Below are 16,199 nucleotides of genomic sequence, written 5' to 3'. Positions count from 1 at the left end.
AAGTGTAACGGATTTTTTTAGTTTGTCTGAGCCCTGGCAGAAAGAGTTTTTCGAATAAACACGAAAAAGTTTGGAGACAAATAGACTTAGTAGCAATTGATTTTGTTAAAAAATACTAGGATACTTGCGAAATGGTTAATATATCAGTAGTATTTTCAGTAACTGTGATAAAAGGAAGTGAATGAAAGTGACGAGGAAAGTTTGGTTTCAAGTAGGTGTAGGGATACTACTTACAATACTAATCATTAAATATTTTATAGAGATTCAATGGATTTTTTCACCATTAGTCATTATATTAAAAGCAATTTTTGTGCCTTTATTACTTGGTGGGGTCTTATATTATGTGACTGAACCGATTCAGAGATTTTTAGAAAAGCGTAGATTTCCTAGATGGGCTAGTATATTGACGATTGTGTTCGGGTTAATAGGAATTGCAGGGGTTTTTGGCTGGATAATTGGTAACCCGATTGCCGAACAGGTCAATAAATTAGTGAAGAATGCCCCTATGATTAGTTCAAGCATTAGTACGAGCATTCAGCAATTAACAGACTATGTTCTGCTAAATAAAGATAACTTCCCACAACAGGTAAATGATGTTATTGAAAAAATGGCGAATTCTGTGCAAGATGTCGCAATGGTGGCGAGTAAAGGGTTTATTTCCTTTTTACAATCTATTGTGTCAGTATCATTATTAGCCGTGTTAATTCCATTCTTCTTTATTTTTATGTTGAAGGATCATGAGAAATTTGCGCCATCTATTTATAAATATTTCAGTGGCGAACGTCAGCAATGGGTAAAGAAAACATTAAGTGAAATTGATGATGTATTACGCAGTTATATTCAGGGACAATTGCAAATTAGTTTTTTATTAGCGCTTATTATGTATGTGGGCTACTTAATTATTGGATTAGAATATTCGTTACTATTAGTGATCTTTGCGTTCTTTATGAACATGATTCCGTTTATAGGACCTTGGATCGCATTTTTGCCAGCGCTGATCGTAGCAGTTATTCAAGATCCTATTTTAGTTGTTTGGGTATCCGTTGTGACGCTTGTTGCTCAGCAAATTGATAGCAACTTTATCACACCTAATGTTATGGGGAAATCGCTCGATATCCACCCACTAACCGTAATTACAATTATTCTAGCAGCAGGTAATATTGCAGGTTTTATTGGAATTATTATCGCTGTGCCATTTTATGCAGTATTAAAAGTTATCGTTTCCAATATTTATGATCAACGTAATGCGATTAAGAAAAAAGCGACGAAGTCAGTATAGGAGTCGAAAAAATGGAACAAGAAATTGTAAAGGTATTTAATGAACAACATGAGCAAATTGGTACAGCTACGAGAGCAGAGGTACACGAAAAAGGGCTTTGGCATGAGACATTCCATTGCTGGCTAGTGAATGAAGAATATATTTATTTTCAAGTACGTAGCTCTCAGAAGAAGGATTATCCTGGGTTATTGGATATTACGGCAGCAGGACATCTTTTAGCTATAGAAACAGTGGAGTCAGGGATTCGTGAAGTAAAAGAGGAATTGGGGCTCCATATAGACGTAAGTGAGGTTATCAAAATGGGTATGACCTCTTGTAGTATTGTTTCCGAAAATATGATTGACAATGAATTTTGCCATGTCTACATATATCCCTTCGAGCACGATTGGGATTCGTTTGCTTTACAGTATGAGGAAGTATCGGGTGTAGTGAGAGCCAAGCTAAAGGAGGCAGAGGCCTTTTTCTTAGGTGAGACAACGATGCTCAATATTGAAGGGTACGAGTATTTCCCGGATGGTCAACGTGGGAAAATTGTCAGACCCGTTGGATTTGCACAATTTGTTCCTTATCGAGAATTGTATGTTGCTCAAGTGATCAAATTTGCACGTGAGAAAATATTTAATCAAACATCCTAATTTGGGTAGGATAAGCTAGAAAATAGCTTGTCCTATTTTCTTTGGAAAAATGACGAGAATCTACACAATTAACGGGAAAAAATAAGTTATACTGTTAGATAGATTGTAAAGAAAAGGAGCATTTTTTATATGCTAACATTTGAACAAAAACAGGCAATTATTGAATCATTTTCTGAACTAACAAAAAAGGAGATTTCATTAAAACGCTTAAATTATCACTATATGGACAGTCTTTATGAAAAGACGATTGTAGTTGAAAAGCTACATCCCAATGGCAATGGCTTTATCTTTATTGGAGATTTATTGCGCTATGAGCAAGAGGCTGATGATAAGGGATTAGTGAATATCCGTGATTACGATGAGCAACAACTTCGTGAAATTATTGAGGATGCCATTCAATATCTATCCGAAGAGGCAGAAACGCAAGAGCCAATTATCGAGATTTGGCATAGCCGAGAGGGTGTTCAATTACAGCTAGCGTTTGAGCAACGTTCTTGGAATGTCTACCATGGGGAAAATCTTGAAGAGGCATTTGGTACGTACGATTCTGCAAAAGAATATTTACTTGAAGAAGGCTTTCGTAAAAAGAAATAATAAATACGGGGGATAGTAATAAAATGAATGGGAAAAAATTAGTGGGAATTGTTATTGTTGTTGTTATTGTGGCATGTTTACTTTCAGTTTTTACCATAACTAATTTTTATAAAAATCATGAAGAACAACCAAATCGTGAAAATCGTGAAATTAATAAGTCAAAGAGCTTGAATTTAATTTTGCCACAGGCTACAATTATCTCGAATTCGAGATAATCGAGAGGTGAACTGTCAATGAAGCATATTTTTTATAAAGGTACAGATGAAACAAAACCAACTTTATTGTTGTTACACGGCACGGGCGGTAATGAAGAAAGCTTAATTGGCCTTGCAAAGGAAATAGATGATACAGCCAATATATTAAGTGTTCGAGGAAATGTACTTGAACATGGAATGCCAAGATTTTTCCGCCGATTAGCTGAAGGTGTCTTTGATATGGAGGATTTAATCATTCGTACAAAAGAACTGAACGACTTTTTACAAGAGGCAGCACAGCAATATGGCTTTGATCGTCAACGAATTGTAGCAATCGGTTATTCAAATGGTGCTAATATTGCGGCTAGTTTATTATTCCATTACGAGGAAGCACTAGCAGGGGCTATTTTACACCATCCAATGGTGCCAAGACGTGGGATCGACTTACCTAAAATGTCTGCTACCCCTGTTTTTATTGGTGCGGGTACGAATGATCCGATGTGTGCAGCACAAGAATCAGAGGAGTTAGGAGCCCTATTAACTTCGGCGGGTGCGACTGTGACGACGAAATGGTTTGATTTTGGACATCAGCTAACAATCCCTGAAGTACACGCTGCAAAAGAGTGGTATAACAGCATGTATGCATAATTGAAAAATCCGCTTCCTAAAACAAAGGAGGCGGATTCTTTTATTATTTATTTTTCTTCGCAAAAGGAAGCCACCAATTCCAATCACCAAATAGTTTCATGAGACTTGGTACAAGCATAAGGCGAATGATCGTGGCATCAATAGCAACAGCAATGGCTATACCAACACCAATTTGTTTAACGGGCATCACATCTGTGAAAGCAAAAGCCCCTGTAATAACAATCATAATTAGTGCTGCCGATGTAATAATACGACTTGTGGATGTAAGTCCCTCTATTGTAGCGTGTGTATTATTGGCACCTTTTAAATATTCTTCTTGGATACGAGAAATTAAAAAGACTTCGTAGTCCATACTTAGCCCAAAAACAAGACAGAAAACAATAACTGGGATAATCAGTACAATCGATCCTGCTTCAATGCCAAAATGTCCATATTGGAAAATATAAACGAGTATTCCGAAGGCAGATGAAAGCCCAATAATGTTCATAATAATGGCCTTTAACGGAATTAAAACCGAACGGAATGCTAGCATTAAAATAAAGAATGTGGATACGATGATAATGGCTATAGCCAAAACAATTTTATTAGCTATTTCATCAAATATCTCTTGGTTAAATTTTGCGGGTCCCCCGAGTGCAAATTTAACATCTAAATCCTTGTCCATCCAAGTTCGTGCAAATTTTTGAGCAGTAGTGGAAGAACCTGCTGCATCAATGGTAATTGGGATGAAAAGCTTTGTATCCTTCGAAAAGGTTTGAACAACTGGTTTTAATTGTTCTGCCACTTGTGGAATTGCTAAAGAAGCAGAGAGTTCCGAAGGTGTTTTGATGTTTGCAGCTGTATATATAGTTGAAACACTAGTAACAAGCGGATCCTTTAAGAGCTTTTCTTGAATATTGTAAATCAGCTCTCTTGCTTCGGCATCCTCCCAGCCTTCTTTTCGTTCAGCTAACAAATATAAAGTAGATGATTCACCGAGTCCAAATGTTTCATCTAATTTATCGTACGCTGTACGTGCATCATATTTTGTTGGTAAGGAGTCAACCTGTGGAATCACTAATTGGATGTCCTTTAAAGGGAGCATACCGACACCCAGTAATAATAATGCAGCGAATACGATAGCTACTGGATGTTTCATGACAAAACCTGCAAAGCCACGCCAACGATTTGTTCCTCCTGGTTTAACACGTATTAGACGCCATTTATTGAGTCTATCTCCTAAAAGCATCATCGTAGCAGGGAGTAATGTTAAGCCTGAGAGAACAGCTAACAAGACTACTATTGTGCCTCCAAGGGCAATATTGTGGAATATTTCAACGTCAATTACGATCATGGCACCTAAGCCAATCATGACACATACTGCAGAAAAAATAATGGAACGTCCTGCGGTTTGGATGGCAGTTTGAATAGCTTGTGCAATGGAGGTTTGAGCGCGTTCTTCGCGGTAACGATTAATGAACAATAGTGCAAAATCAATACTTAAGGCAAGCCCAAGCATTGGGACAATATTTAAAACGAAAATGGATAGATTCACACTACCGCTGAACAGTGTCATAATCCCAAAGGCGGTTACAACTGTAACAACCCCAATGATAATTGGCAAAATAGAAGCTATAACCGTACCGAAAGCTAATAATAGGACGATGATGGCGATTGGTAACCCTATGGCCTCAGCTGATGCCAAATCCTTTTGACTGGCTGTATTAATGTCGGCAGAAATAACCGGCCCTCCAGTAATATTAACACCATCTTCTTCAATTAAAGAACGGATGTCCTCAACAATGCCAGAAAGATTATCAAGATCATTTTTTAGATGAACCATTGCATAGGCAATGCCATCTTTACGTAAAGAAGAATCTTCTAAAGGTGATTGGATGGAATGTATCTCTTCTATGTTATCGAGTTTATTTAAAGTATCTTCAATTTTCTTATCTTGTGCTGGATCGAAAACTACCAAGATTGTATTGGATGGTAAATCAAATGTTTTAGCTAGCTCATTTGTGACATAGGTATGATCGGCTTCAACAAAAAAGCCATCCCCTTGAAGTTTACCTGGAAGCTGTAAAGCAAAATAAGCCATTGCTAGAAAAATAATAAGCCACAGTGCTACGATTGCTTTTGCATGTGCGGTAATAAAAGTTGAAAAAGTTTTCATAGTTGTTTATGTATCCCCCTTTTCAATTAGTTTAAAGGATGTGTCACATTTTGTCGTGTGACAAACTAAAGACTCCTGTCCATTTATGAGACAGGAGCCTTTGTAATTAAAAGAATAATGATAGGACGAAATAAATAACGGATGCCATTACGGCTGAAATTGGCATTGTAATAACCCAAGTAGTAACAATCTTGCGAGCCATTCCCCAGTTTACGCCACGTACACGCTGTGCAGAACCAACACCCATAATAGATGAAGAAATAACATGTGTTGTAGATACAGGTAGGTGGATTAACGTAGCACCAAAAATAACAGTTGCTGACGCTAAGTCTGCTGCTACCCCATTAACGGGACGGATTTTCATGATCTTACCGCCAACAGTTTTAATAATTTTGTAACCACCTATAGATGTACCTAGACCCATAGCTGTAGCAGCTGCAGCACGTATCCAGAAAGGTATCTCATCACCGCTGTGCAATCCTCCAGCAATTAATGCCATTGTCATGATCCCCATTGCTTTTTGCGCATCGTTTGTACCATGTGTGAACGATTGAATGGCTGCGGTAAAAATTTGCATCGTGCGGAAACCTTTATTTGTGCGATATAAATTTAGATTTTTAAACCATAATTTAAAAAGTGTCATCATAATAAAACCGGCACAAATAGCAAGTAATGGTGAAAGCACTAACGCCATAATGATTTTAGTAAAGCCGCCATAGTTTAACACACTAAAGCCAGCAGATGCGACAGCAGCACCTGCAATAGAGCCAATCAACGTGTGGGAAGAACTTGATGGAATACCGAAATACCATGTAAGTAAATTCCAAATAATAGCAGAAATTAATGCGGCTAAAATAACGATTGAGCCAGTTGTGTCTCCATCAAAGGCATTTAAAGAAAACGGATCTACAATGTCTTTTGTCAAAGCTTTAGCAACCCCTACAAAAGTGATAGCGCCGATAAAGTTCATGGTTGCAGCCATGATGATCGCTACACGAGGTGGCAATGCTCGAGTGGAAACCGAAGTTGCAATAGCATTTGCAGTATCATGGAAGCCGTTGATAAAGTCAAATGTTAGGGCAAAAATGACGACCAGTATGGTTAGTATAATGATTGTATCCATTGTAAAGTGCCCATCTCCTAATTATGCGTTACGCATGATAATTGTTTCCATAGTATTAGCTACGTTTTGACAATGATCAGCGATATCTTCAAGTTGTTCATATATATCTTTAAATTTAATGAGGCGAATCGGATCTTTTTCGTTTAAAAATAGTTGTTTAATGGAAGAACGTTGTACTTCATCACATTCACGTTCATAGTCTTTAATAAGAATTGCGTGTGGACGCATACCAATTAGATTCTTTTTCTTTAACTCTTCAGTCGCTTTGACAATTTCATCAACACTTTTAGAAATATAGCCTAAGAAAGTGCGCATGGATTCATCAATCTCTGTGAGAGAAAACATTTCAAAATGTGCAATACAATGTTCTGTGCCATCTAAAATATCATCCATACGAATGGCAAACTCTAAAATATCCTCACGTTCAATAGGTGTCATAAATGATTTGTTTAGCATTACGATCAGTTCGTGAATGAGCTTATCGCCAGCAGTTTCGTAATTTTTCATTGTAATGCTAATCTCTTTTAGGTCAGCTACACTGTTAATACGAAAATCATTTGCGTAATGTACAGCCTCTCTCATATTTTCAGCAATTTTATGCAATGCAATAAAGAAAGGGTCTTGTTTTTTTGAGTTAAGCATGTAAATCGAATCCTCCTGGATATAAATAAATTAATCGACCTCTAAACTTTACTATCATAACAAAATCTTTAATTTATCTACATAAAAACTTTATATTCGACATAAAAATTTACATTGCTGTAATATACAATTCGTTCACAAAATAAAAAGAGTTGAAACTGTATTTATTTCTGATAGTACAGATTAATTCCTTTTATGAATGGTTTTTTCAATGTATTTATTTCTGTTTAGCACAGATATGCATGTGATTTACAGTGAAAATAATCGATGTTGCCATTTGAATTGTAAAGGGAATGTAAATGCCTTTAGTTTTAGCAGGAGGCTCTTCTTATTCTTAAGAATATCTTCATTTTTATCCTTCCTCTTTATTAAGAATTGTTTTCTACAATGGGAAATGAATGAGAAAGGAGCGTTTATTGACAAATGATTCAAGTTGAAAACTTACAACATACATTTTTAATCGGAAAAAGAGGGAAGGAAAAGCAAGTTCCCGTTTTAAAAGGCGTGAACTTTAAGGTCAATAAAGGAGAGATTGTTGCTATTGTCGGAAAAAGTGGCTCTGGAAAGTCGACTTTATTACAAGTTTTAGCAGGATTTATGAAAGCTGAACAGGGGTCTATTAAAGTGAATGGTAAAGAAACGGCACAACTGAATGAAGCGGAAAGTGCTGCATTTCGTTTGCGACAATTCGGTTTTATCTTTCAAAACTTCCAACTAATGCCGGGCTTGACGGCTTTCGAAAATATTGAATTACCCTTGAAGCTACAGGGTTTACGTAAAGCAATGAGAAAAGAAAAAGTAAAGAAATTAATGGACAAGGTTGGTCTAACAGAAGTTGCTGACCATTATCCTAATGAATTATCGGGTGGGCAGCAACAGCGTGTCAGTATTGCACGTGCTCTTATTACCAATCCTCCCATATTGCTGGCAGATGAGCCAACGGGAAGTTTAGATTCAGAAACGGAGCAAGATATTTTAATGCTTATTCAAAGTTTAAACCGTGAACTTGGGTTAACCTTTGTCATTATTACCCATGATGAAGAGGTTGCCACAATAGCACATAGACGCTTCCGTATGTATGATGGGGAACTTGTAAAGGAGGAAGCTTAATATGTTATTTAAGGATCAATTAGATTTTGTCACGCAGCATATAAAGAAAAATAAATTGCGTGTTTTCATGACGATTTTAGCTGCGACAATGGGTTGTGCCTTTCTCATTGTGTTAGCATCCATTGGTTTTGGATTACAAGAATCTTTACGTAATGAAATTCTTTCGAATGAAACAGTTACGAAAATTCAAGTGTATGGGGATAAACAATTTACAGATGATCAAGTACAGGAAATTAAGAAAATAGAACATGTGGAAACAGTACTTGAAACGATTAGCGTGAATGCCTCCGCGCATTCGTTTATAGATGATCGCGATACAACTTCTACTATAGTTTTGACAGATATGACGGATTTTGAACAGGTGAATGGCAAACTTTCGGAAGGTACCTATCCATCAAAGCCAAATGAAATAGTGGTAGGCTATCATTTCGCGCAAACATTATTGAATGAGGCTGATCGCAATGCGATAGCAGAAAAGAGTAAAAAGGCTGAGGCAGAAGGTACGTATTATGATGGAAGTGAGGAAGGCTATAAAGAATCGTTAGTTGGACAAACAATTAACTTGTCATTAGTGCCTAACACAAGCACCAATGAAGAAACGGAAAAAATGAGCTATACAATTGTTGGAGTGATGGAGAAACCTTCATATGATTGGATGGTTGATAATACTATTCATATGGATACAGCACAAAAGCCAGCATTAGTTGAAAATTTATCCACTCTAGGTGAAGCAACAGGAGAAGAGCTGTTTTACTCAGAATTTAATATTTTTGCTGATACGATGGAAAATGTAAAGCCGATTTTAGAGAAACTAAAAGATGGTGGTTATAGTGTATATTCGGTGACTGAGCAATTAGATCAAATGAATGTATTTTTCTTAGTATTAAAAATTGGCTTAATTTTTGTTGGTACGATTGCTGTATTAATTGCCTCCATCGGTATTTTCAATACTATGACAATGGCTGTAACTGAGCGTACTCGTGAAATTGGTGTGTTAAAAGCTATTGGTGCAAGTCCGAAGTTAATCCAACGTCTATTTTTAATGGAAAGTACATTTATTGGATTTTTTGGTACCCTGATTGCGGTTATCATCTCATATGCCATTAGTTTTGCGGCCAATGCAGCGTTGCCTTTGATTCTAAAGGCGGCGACGGGAGAAGAAGCATTTGCAACAAATGATATCACATTCTCTCTTATTCCATGGCAACTTGTTGTAATTGCAGCAGCAATTAGTGTTGGGGTTGCGATGATCTCTGGTTATCGTCCAGCTCGCAAAGCGACAAAAATCGATGTCATTCAAGCTTTACGTCAAGAGCTATAATGAAAGGAGCCTAATGTTGATTGGAACGTTTTTTTATGACGAAATCCAAGAAATCGTAGGCAATTTCTTTATTAATTTATTTCTTTAACACAGTAAAAGGCGGTCCAACATTGATTGGATCGCCTTTCTTTTGAGAAGAAGTACATCAGTAAGTTATAAGTACTCTTTTAACTCATTTGCTAAAAATGGTGTTGCATTTAATAAATTTAAGAAAGTATCGTAGTTGGCACGTTGTTCTACACTTGCTTTTTTTCCTGTTCGATATGCTCGAATTAAAATGTTTTTAGGTGTATTTTCCATATCAATAAACTCAAGAATCTGTGCTTCATAGCCAACAAGGGACAAGATTTCAGCTCGAATGGCATCTGTAGCAAGGGCGGCAAAACGCTCTCGGATAAGACCATGTTGTAACATAATGTCCAATGGAGGTGTATTTAGTTGACGATTTAACTCGTGTTGGCAACAAGGAACACTTAATATGACGCTTGCTCCCCATTTCACGGCACGAGCTAAAGCCATATCTGTGGCAACATCGCACGCATGCAGCGTTACTACCATATCTACAGCGGATTCATCATTATAATCATTAATGTCTCCTACTAGAAACTCAAGCTGATCATAGCCAAGATCTTGAGCTATTCTTGAACATTCTTCAATAACTTCCTTTTTTAAATCTAAGCCTGTTACACGAATGTCTAAGCCTTTTTCGATTTTTAAATAATGATACAAAGCAAACGTTAAATAAGATTTGCCTGATCCGAAATCTAAAATACGAACTTGCCGATTTTGAGGTAAGTAAGTTAAAGCATCGTCAATAAATTCAATAAAGCGGTTAATTTGTTTAAATTTATCGTATTTTTGTTTTTTGACTTTTCCATCCTCTGTTTGCACGCCAAGTCGAATTAAAAACGGATAGGGTTGGTCGTCCGAGAGTAAGTAATTTTTTTTGCGGTTATGTGTTAAATTAACTTGCTTTGGTGCTGTTGATTGTTCGGATTTCCAAAGTACTTTATTCTTTTTCGATAATTGCACCTGTACTTTCTCCTCAACAAAATCAATATGGGCTTGACGATAATCTTCAAAAATAGCCTCAAGTTTAGAGGGGAAATCGGCCATTTGGATATTATCATGTTTTAAAATCCGTTCATATTGGTATTCAATCTGTATATGATAAATGTTCTTTAGCATTAAAGGTTTTAATTTAATGCGTTTTATTTCATTGGATTTCATGCGGGGTTGACTGATTGTCGCAGTAATAAGTTGTTGCTGCAACATTTTTTCTATGAGAAGATCTTTCATTTCTTCAAATGTCATACATTTTCGCCTACTTTTTTGTGTAATAGATGGCACTAGTTTAACACATTTTATAACGAACCATGTTTTCTTTGGCATTCGGAAATATTTTTACGAAAATTCTGAGTAATTACAGGTGGATTTGTATATTAATGGTTTATTTGTGTAAGTATATCTTTTTAAATTGGTGATACTAATGAATGAGTAGGAGGGAAAAGTATGTCCGATAATATGTATCAATTATTAGCTATTATTATTTATATGGTAGCCATGCTAGCGATAGGCTGGTATGCATTTGTTAAAACATCCAATTTAACAGATTATATGCTTGGCGGTCGTTCATTAGGTCCAGCTGTAACAGCCCTCAGTGCTGGTGCTGCGGATATGTCTGGATGGCTTTTAATGGGCTTACCAGGTGCTATTTTTTTATCAGGTCTTGTAGAGGCTTGGATTGCCATTGGGTTAACAGTAGGGGCCTATTTAAACTGGTTATTAGTGGCACCGCGGTTACGTGTTTATACACAGGTTACCAATGACTCCATTACCATACCGAGTTATTTAGATAATCGATTACGTGACAAAACGAAGCTGATCAGGATTGCTTCAGGTATCATTATCTTAGTATTTTTTACATTTTACGTATCGTCAGGGATGGTAGCAGGAGGCAAATTTTTCGATAGTTCTTTTGGTTATGAATATCACACAGGATTGTTAATTGTTTCGGGGGTAGTAGTAGCCTATACACTATTTGGTGGATTTTTAGCTGTAAGTTATACTGACTTTTTACAAGGACTTATCATGTTTTTTGCACTTATTGCTGTACCACTATTTGGCTTATTTGTAACCGGAGGAATAGGGGATACGATTACATCTATTAAAGCGGTTAGCCCAGATCTTCTAAATTTATTACCTGCCACAGCGACAGCAGCTAGAATTATTTCCTCACTTGCTTGGGGATTAGGTTATTTTGGACAGCCACATATTATTGTGCGCTTTATGGCAATCAGTTCTGTAAAGGAGACGAAACAGGCTCGCCGTATCGGTATTGGTTGGATGATGTTAAGTTTATTTGGTGCCATTGGGACAGCGTTAGTAGGTGTAGCTTATTATGAACAAAATGCGGGTGAGCTAAAAGACGCTGAAACGGTATTTATTGTACTCGGCCAAATTTTATTCCATCCATTTATAGCCGGTATTATGCTAGCGGCGATCTTAGCTGCTGTAATGAGTACCATTTCATCGCAATTAATCGTAACTTCTTCAGCACTTGTTGAGGATATTTATAAAGCATTATTTAACAAAACTGCAACCGATAAACACTATGTTTTTGTAGGCCGTGTAGCTGTATTAGTTGTAGCGATTATTGCAGCAATTCTAGCTTGGAATCCAGATAGTTCAATCTTAAGTTTAGTTGGTTTTGCGTGGGCAGGATTTGGTGCCGCTTTTGGGCCAGTCATTTTACTTTCTTTATATTGGAGAAAGCTAACGAATTACGGGGCTTTAAGTGGAATGATAACTGGTGCTGTTACTGCGTTTATTTGGGGGAAAGTTGAATCATTATCAAGTGCCCTTTACGAAATTGTGCCAGGCTTCTTTGTTTGTTTAATCGTCGCGGTTGTGGTAAGTATGTTGACGTATAGACATAATGAAGAAATTGAAGAAGAGTTTAATCGGTCAGAAGTAATATTAAAAGAAGAAAGAAAGTAAAAGAAATGCGCCTTTTCTGAGAGGCGCATTTTTTAGAAACATTTTTAGTAACGGTCTAAGGATACCGAAAGGTGCAATTTATGGTAAGATGGAGAAAATTTGTCGTAGGGATACCGAGGCTTTGGTGGGAGGTTTCTAATGGATAGAATTAAGGAAGTTGATGTATTAATTGAAAAGGCCATACTCGTTGGCGTAAATTTACGTAATGAGGAGCACTTTGATTATTCAATGGAAGAGCTTCGGAATTTAGCAGAGGCTCTGCATGTAGAGGTAGTGGGGATAGTCACGCAAAATTTAGAGCGCGTGACGCCCTCCCATTATGTTGGTACGGGTAAAATAGAAGAAATCAAAAATTTCTATGAAGAAGCACAAGCAAATCTTGTCATTTTTAATGATGAACTATCTCCTTCACAAATCCGTAATTTAGAGCGTGATTTAGCAACGAAGGTAATTGATCGAACAATGCTTATTTTAGATATTTTTGGTCGACGTGCGAAAACACGTGAAGCACAAATGCAGGTAGAATTAGCACAGTTACAATATATGCTCCCACGATTAGTGGGCTTACATGCCTCTCTAAGCCGTCAAGGTGGAGGTACGGGTGGTGGTTTTAAAAACCGTGGTGCTGGGGAAACAAAGCTTGAATTGGATCGTCGAAAGATTGAAGATCAGATAGCGAAAATCAAAAAGGATTTAGAGCAGGTCAAGGATCAACGAGAAACGCAGCGTAAACAGCGTCGAAAAAATGCCCTCCCGGTTGTGTCTATTGTCGGCTATACCAATGCTGGTAAATCAACGATTATGAATCAGTTGCTTGCAGGAATAGGACAAGAAGAGCATAAACAAGTCTTTGAGAAAGATATGCTTTTCGCTACGCTTGAAACCTCAGTTCGACAGATCGAGCTGCCTGATAAAAAGACATTTTTACTAACAGATACAGTTGGGTTTGTGAGCAAATTGCCCCACCATTTAGTGAAAGCATTCCGTTCCACATTAGAAGAGGCGCGAGATGCAGACCTCTTATTACATGTAGTAGATGTTTCGAATTCAGAGCATGGATTTATGATGGACGTTACAAATGAAACGCTAAAAGCGGTTGGTGTTGAAGATATCCCAACCATCTATGTTTACAATAAAGCTGACCTTGCTCAAGTACCTTACCCTGTTGTAAGCGGTGATAATATTTGGGTGTCAGCAAAACAAGGGGTGGGGTTAGACGAATTAATACAATTAATTCGTCTACATATCTTCTCCAATTATGTGACATGTGATATGTTAATACCTTATGATCAAGGGAATGTTGTTTCTTATTTAAATGAGCATGCGTCTGTTTCAAATACAGCATACGAAGAGGACGGCACATTATTAACGCTTGAAGTTAGAGAAGCGGATTATGCAAAATATCAACGATACGTCGTAAATTAAGAAATTTAAAAAACAACCTGAAGCATGCCAAAAGATTTTGGCATGCTTTTTGTGATTAGGGGGAATAGTAGAATCTAGAACAACAACACCATGTATTTCAATTTTTTTAGATAAAATAGTGTAAATTTGGATAAATAGTTATGAATCTGAATTTTAAATATTTTAGAATAATTTAATGTTCAGAAAACATGTGTGCGCTACTAAAGTGTGAGAAAACTTAGATATATCAAAGGATTTAGTAATTATTCAAATGATTATTCGGAATTTATAGAAAAATGATAAATTTTCAACATTTTTTAAAACTCTTGCTAAAGTTAAAAAAACGCTTTAGTATGATGAAACAAAGTTTTTTTATCCTTATTTTAGGGTAATAATGTTTTTTCAAGAGAATTTTTTAATTGGGAGAGGGTAATGTATGTCTAGTAAAGATGAAGTTGTAAAATCTGTCCCTCAAGATGGCTTTGTTGGACACCCTAAAGGGCTCTTTACTTTGTTTTTCACAGAATTTTGGGAACGTTTCTCGTATTATGGTATGCGAGCAATTCTCATTTTCTTTATGTATTACGAATTGAATCAGGGTGGTTTAGGTCTAGACCGCGGAACAGCGAACTCTATTATGGCCATTTATGGTTCCCTGGTTTATATGTCAGGTATTATAGGTGGATGGATTGCTGACCGAGTTTTAGGAACACGTAGAACTATTTTTTATGGTGGCGTGTTAATTATGATTGGTCACTTATTGCTAGCACTGCCTGGCGGTGTAACTATGCTATTTGCTTCAATGGCATTTATCGTGATGGGGACTGGGTTATTAAAGCCAAACGTTTCAAGTATTGTTGGGGATATTTATGCTGAAACAGATAGCCGCCGTGATGCTGGTTTCTCTATTTTCTACATGGGTATTAATATGGGGGCATTCATTGCACCATTTATTGTCGGAACAATTGGACAAAAGTATAGCTTCCACCTAGGCTTTGGTTTAGCCGGTTTCGGGATGCTAATTGGGTTAATTGTTTATAAATTTACAGAGAAAAAATATTTAGGCTTAGCGGGTTTACAAGTTAATAACCCATTAAAGCCTGAAGAGCGTAAAAAAGTCTTTGCACAATTTGGTATTGTAGCTTTACTTATCATTATTCTAGGTGCTATTGGAATTAAAACGGGTACTTTAACGATGAATGTATTCAGTTTAATCATCACAGCTCTAGGTGTGATCATTCCAACAGTCTTCTTTATCTATATGTATCGTAGTAAAAAGACAACAAAAGATGAAAAATCTCGACTTCTTGCGTATATTCCATTATTCTTGTCAGCAGTTATGTTTTGGGCAATTCAAGAACAAGGGGCAACAATTCTGGCTACGTATGCGGATGAGCGTACACAATTAAGTATTGGTAGCATTCAGCTCCAATCTTCTTGGTTCCAGTCATTAAACCCGTTATTTGTTATAACAATGGCGCCATTGTTTGCGATGCTATGGCTTAAATGGGGAGACAAGCAACCAACTACACCACGTAAGTTTTCGTATGCTTTATTCTTTGCAGGCTTATCATTCCTTGTCATGATGATTCCAGCACACTTATCTGGTGGAGCATCGTTAGTTAGCCCTTGGTGGTTAGTACTGTCATTCTTCTTAGTAGTTGTCGGGGAATTATTATTATCACCTGTTGGTTTATCGGCTACTACGAAATTGGCACCTCAAGCATTTGCTGCACAAACAATGTCTTTATGGTTTTTAACAAGTGCGGCAGCACAAGCAATTAATGCGCAATTAGTAAAAGTTTATGAAGTTGTAAGCGAATTCACATACTTCGGCTTCTTAGGCTCGCTGTCAATTGTTATTGGTATTTTATTGTTAATTCTATCACCGATTATTTCAAAGGCGATGAAAGGTATTAACTAAAGGAAAGATGTAAATACAGTCGGATTAATGACTGTATTTACATCTTTTTTTGTTATCTAAATAAATGTCTATATATGAAATTCAGCGCGAAATATATTATCTTAAGTAGTAATATTTACTGACAAGGGTATAAGTTTCTATGTAGAAGATCATTATTTTCGCTATAATAA

General features: G+C 36.7%; 13 protein-coding genes. 9 read left to right on the top strand and 4 right to left on the bottom strand.

What is annotated here, in order from left to right:
- Positions 1-181 precede the first annotated feature (181 nt).
- The 4 genes from AO843_RS01975 to AO843_RS01955 all read left to right on the top strand — a co-directional run bounded on the left by AO843_RS01975 (position 182) and on the right by AO843_RS01955 (position 3,350).
- Positions 182-1,279, top strand: a complete 1,098-nt coding sequence (locus AO843_RS01975) for an AI-2E family transporter (protein WP_082389365.1) — start codon at positions 182-184, stop codon at positions 1,277-1,279.
- An 11-nt stretch (positions 1,280-1,290) separates the two neighbouring features.
- Positions 1,291-1,914, top strand: coding sequence for an NUDIX hydrolase (locus AO843_RS01970; RefSeq protein ID WP_054609474.1), 624 nt, complete (start codon positions 1,291-1,293; stop codon positions 1,912-1,914).
- A 129-nt stretch (positions 1,915-2,043) separates the two neighbouring features.
- Positions 2,044-2,508 (top strand): hypothetical protein, encoded by a 465-nt coding sequence (locus AO843_RS01965; RefSeq protein ID WP_054609473.1) that lies wholly within the window; start codon positions 2,044-2,046, stop codon positions 2,506-2,508.
- Positions 2,509-2,741: 233 nt separating this feature from the next.
- Positions 2,742-3,350 (top strand): alpha/beta hydrolase, encoded by a 609-nt coding sequence (locus AO843_RS01955; RefSeq protein ID WP_054609472.1) that lies wholly within the window; start codon positions 2,742-2,744, stop codon positions 3,348-3,350.
- 43 nt (positions 3,351-3,393) lie between these two features.
- Here the strand turns inward: AO843_RS01955 and AO843_RS01950 are convergent, their stop codons facing one another.
- The 3 genes from AO843_RS01950 to AO843_RS01940 all read right to left on the bottom strand — a co-directional run bounded on the left by AO843_RS01950 (position 3,394) and on the right by AO843_RS01940 (position 7,270).
- Positions 3,394-5,505 carry an MMPL family transporter gene (locus AO843_RS01950; protein WP_054609471.1) on the bottom strand — a complete coding sequence of 704 codons (2,112 nt, stop codon included), beginning with the start codon at positions 5,503-5,505 and terminating at the stop codon, positions 3,394-3,396.
- 106 nt (positions 5,506-5,611) lie between these two features.
- Complete coding sequence (locus AO843_RS01945; RefSeq protein WP_054609470.1) at positions 5,612-6,628, bottom strand: inorganic phosphate transporter; 1,017 nt, start codon at positions 6,626-6,628, stop codon at positions 5,612-5,614.
- A gap of 21 nt (positions 6,629-6,649) precedes the next feature.
- Positions 6,650-7,270 (bottom strand): DUF47 domain-containing protein, encoded by a 621-nt coding sequence (locus AO843_RS01940; RefSeq protein ID WP_008175190.1) that lies wholly within the window; start codon positions 7,268-7,270, stop codon positions 6,650-6,652.
- A 423-nt stretch (positions 7,271-7,693) separates the two neighbouring features.
- On the opposite strand from AO843_RS01940, the gene AO843_RS01935 reads away from it, so the two are divergent.
- A complete protein-coding gene (locus tag AO843_RS01935) occupies positions 7,694-8,380 on the top strand; it encodes an ABC transporter ATP-binding protein (protein ID WP_054609469.1) in 687 nt (228 codons plus the stop codon).
- A 1-nt stretch (position 8,381) separates the two neighbouring features.
- Positions 8,382-9,701 carry an ABC transporter permease gene (locus tag AO843_RS01930; RefSeq protein ID WP_054609468.1) on the top strand — a complete coding sequence of 440 codons (1,320 nt, stop codon included), beginning with the start codon at positions 8,382-8,384 and terminating at the stop codon, positions 9,699-9,701.
- 153 nt (positions 9,702-9,854) lie between these two features.
- On the opposite strand, the gene AO843_RS01925 is transcribed toward AO843_RS01930, so the two are convergent.
- Positions 9,855-11,015, bottom strand: a complete 1,161-nt coding sequence (locus tag AO843_RS01925; RefSeq protein ID WP_054609467.1) for a class I SAM-dependent methyltransferase — start codon at positions 11,013-11,015, stop codon at positions 9,855-9,857.
- Between the two features lie 198 nt (positions 11,016-11,213).
- Here AO843_RS01925 and putP point away from each other — a divergent pair, with 198 nt between their 5' ends.
- The 3 genes from putP to AO843_RS01910 all read left to right on the top strand — a co-directional run bounded on the left by putP (position 11,214) and on the right by AO843_RS01910 (position 16,029).
- Positions 11,214-12,701 (top strand): sodium/proline symporter PutP, encoded by a 1,488-nt coding sequence (putP, locus tag AO843_RS01920; protein WP_054609466.1) that lies wholly within the window; start codon positions 11,214-11,216, stop codon positions 12,699-12,701.
- Between the two features lie 138 nt (positions 12,702-12,839).
- Entirely contained in the window at positions 12,840-14,126 is a 1,287-nt protein-coding gene (gene hflX, locus AO843_RS01915; RefSeq protein ID WP_054609465.1) for a GTPase HflX, read from the top strand.
- Positions 14,127-14,541: 415 nt separating this feature from the next.
- Positions 14,542-16,029: a peptide MFS transporter gene (locus AO843_RS01910; protein WP_054609464.1), complete on the top strand. Its 1,488-nt coding sequence runs from the start codon at positions 14,542-14,544 to the stop codon at positions 16,027-16,029.
- Positions 16,030-16,199: the final 170 nt, after the last annotated feature.

The sequence above is a fragment of the Lysinibacillus sp. ZYM-1 genome, from assembly GCF_001308875.1.
Lineage (GTDB): Bacteria > Bacillota > Bacilli > Bacillales_A > Planococcaceae > Lysinibacillus.
Note: the sequence above shows the minus strand (reverse complement) of the source record. Positions and strands in the feature narration are given on the sequence as shown.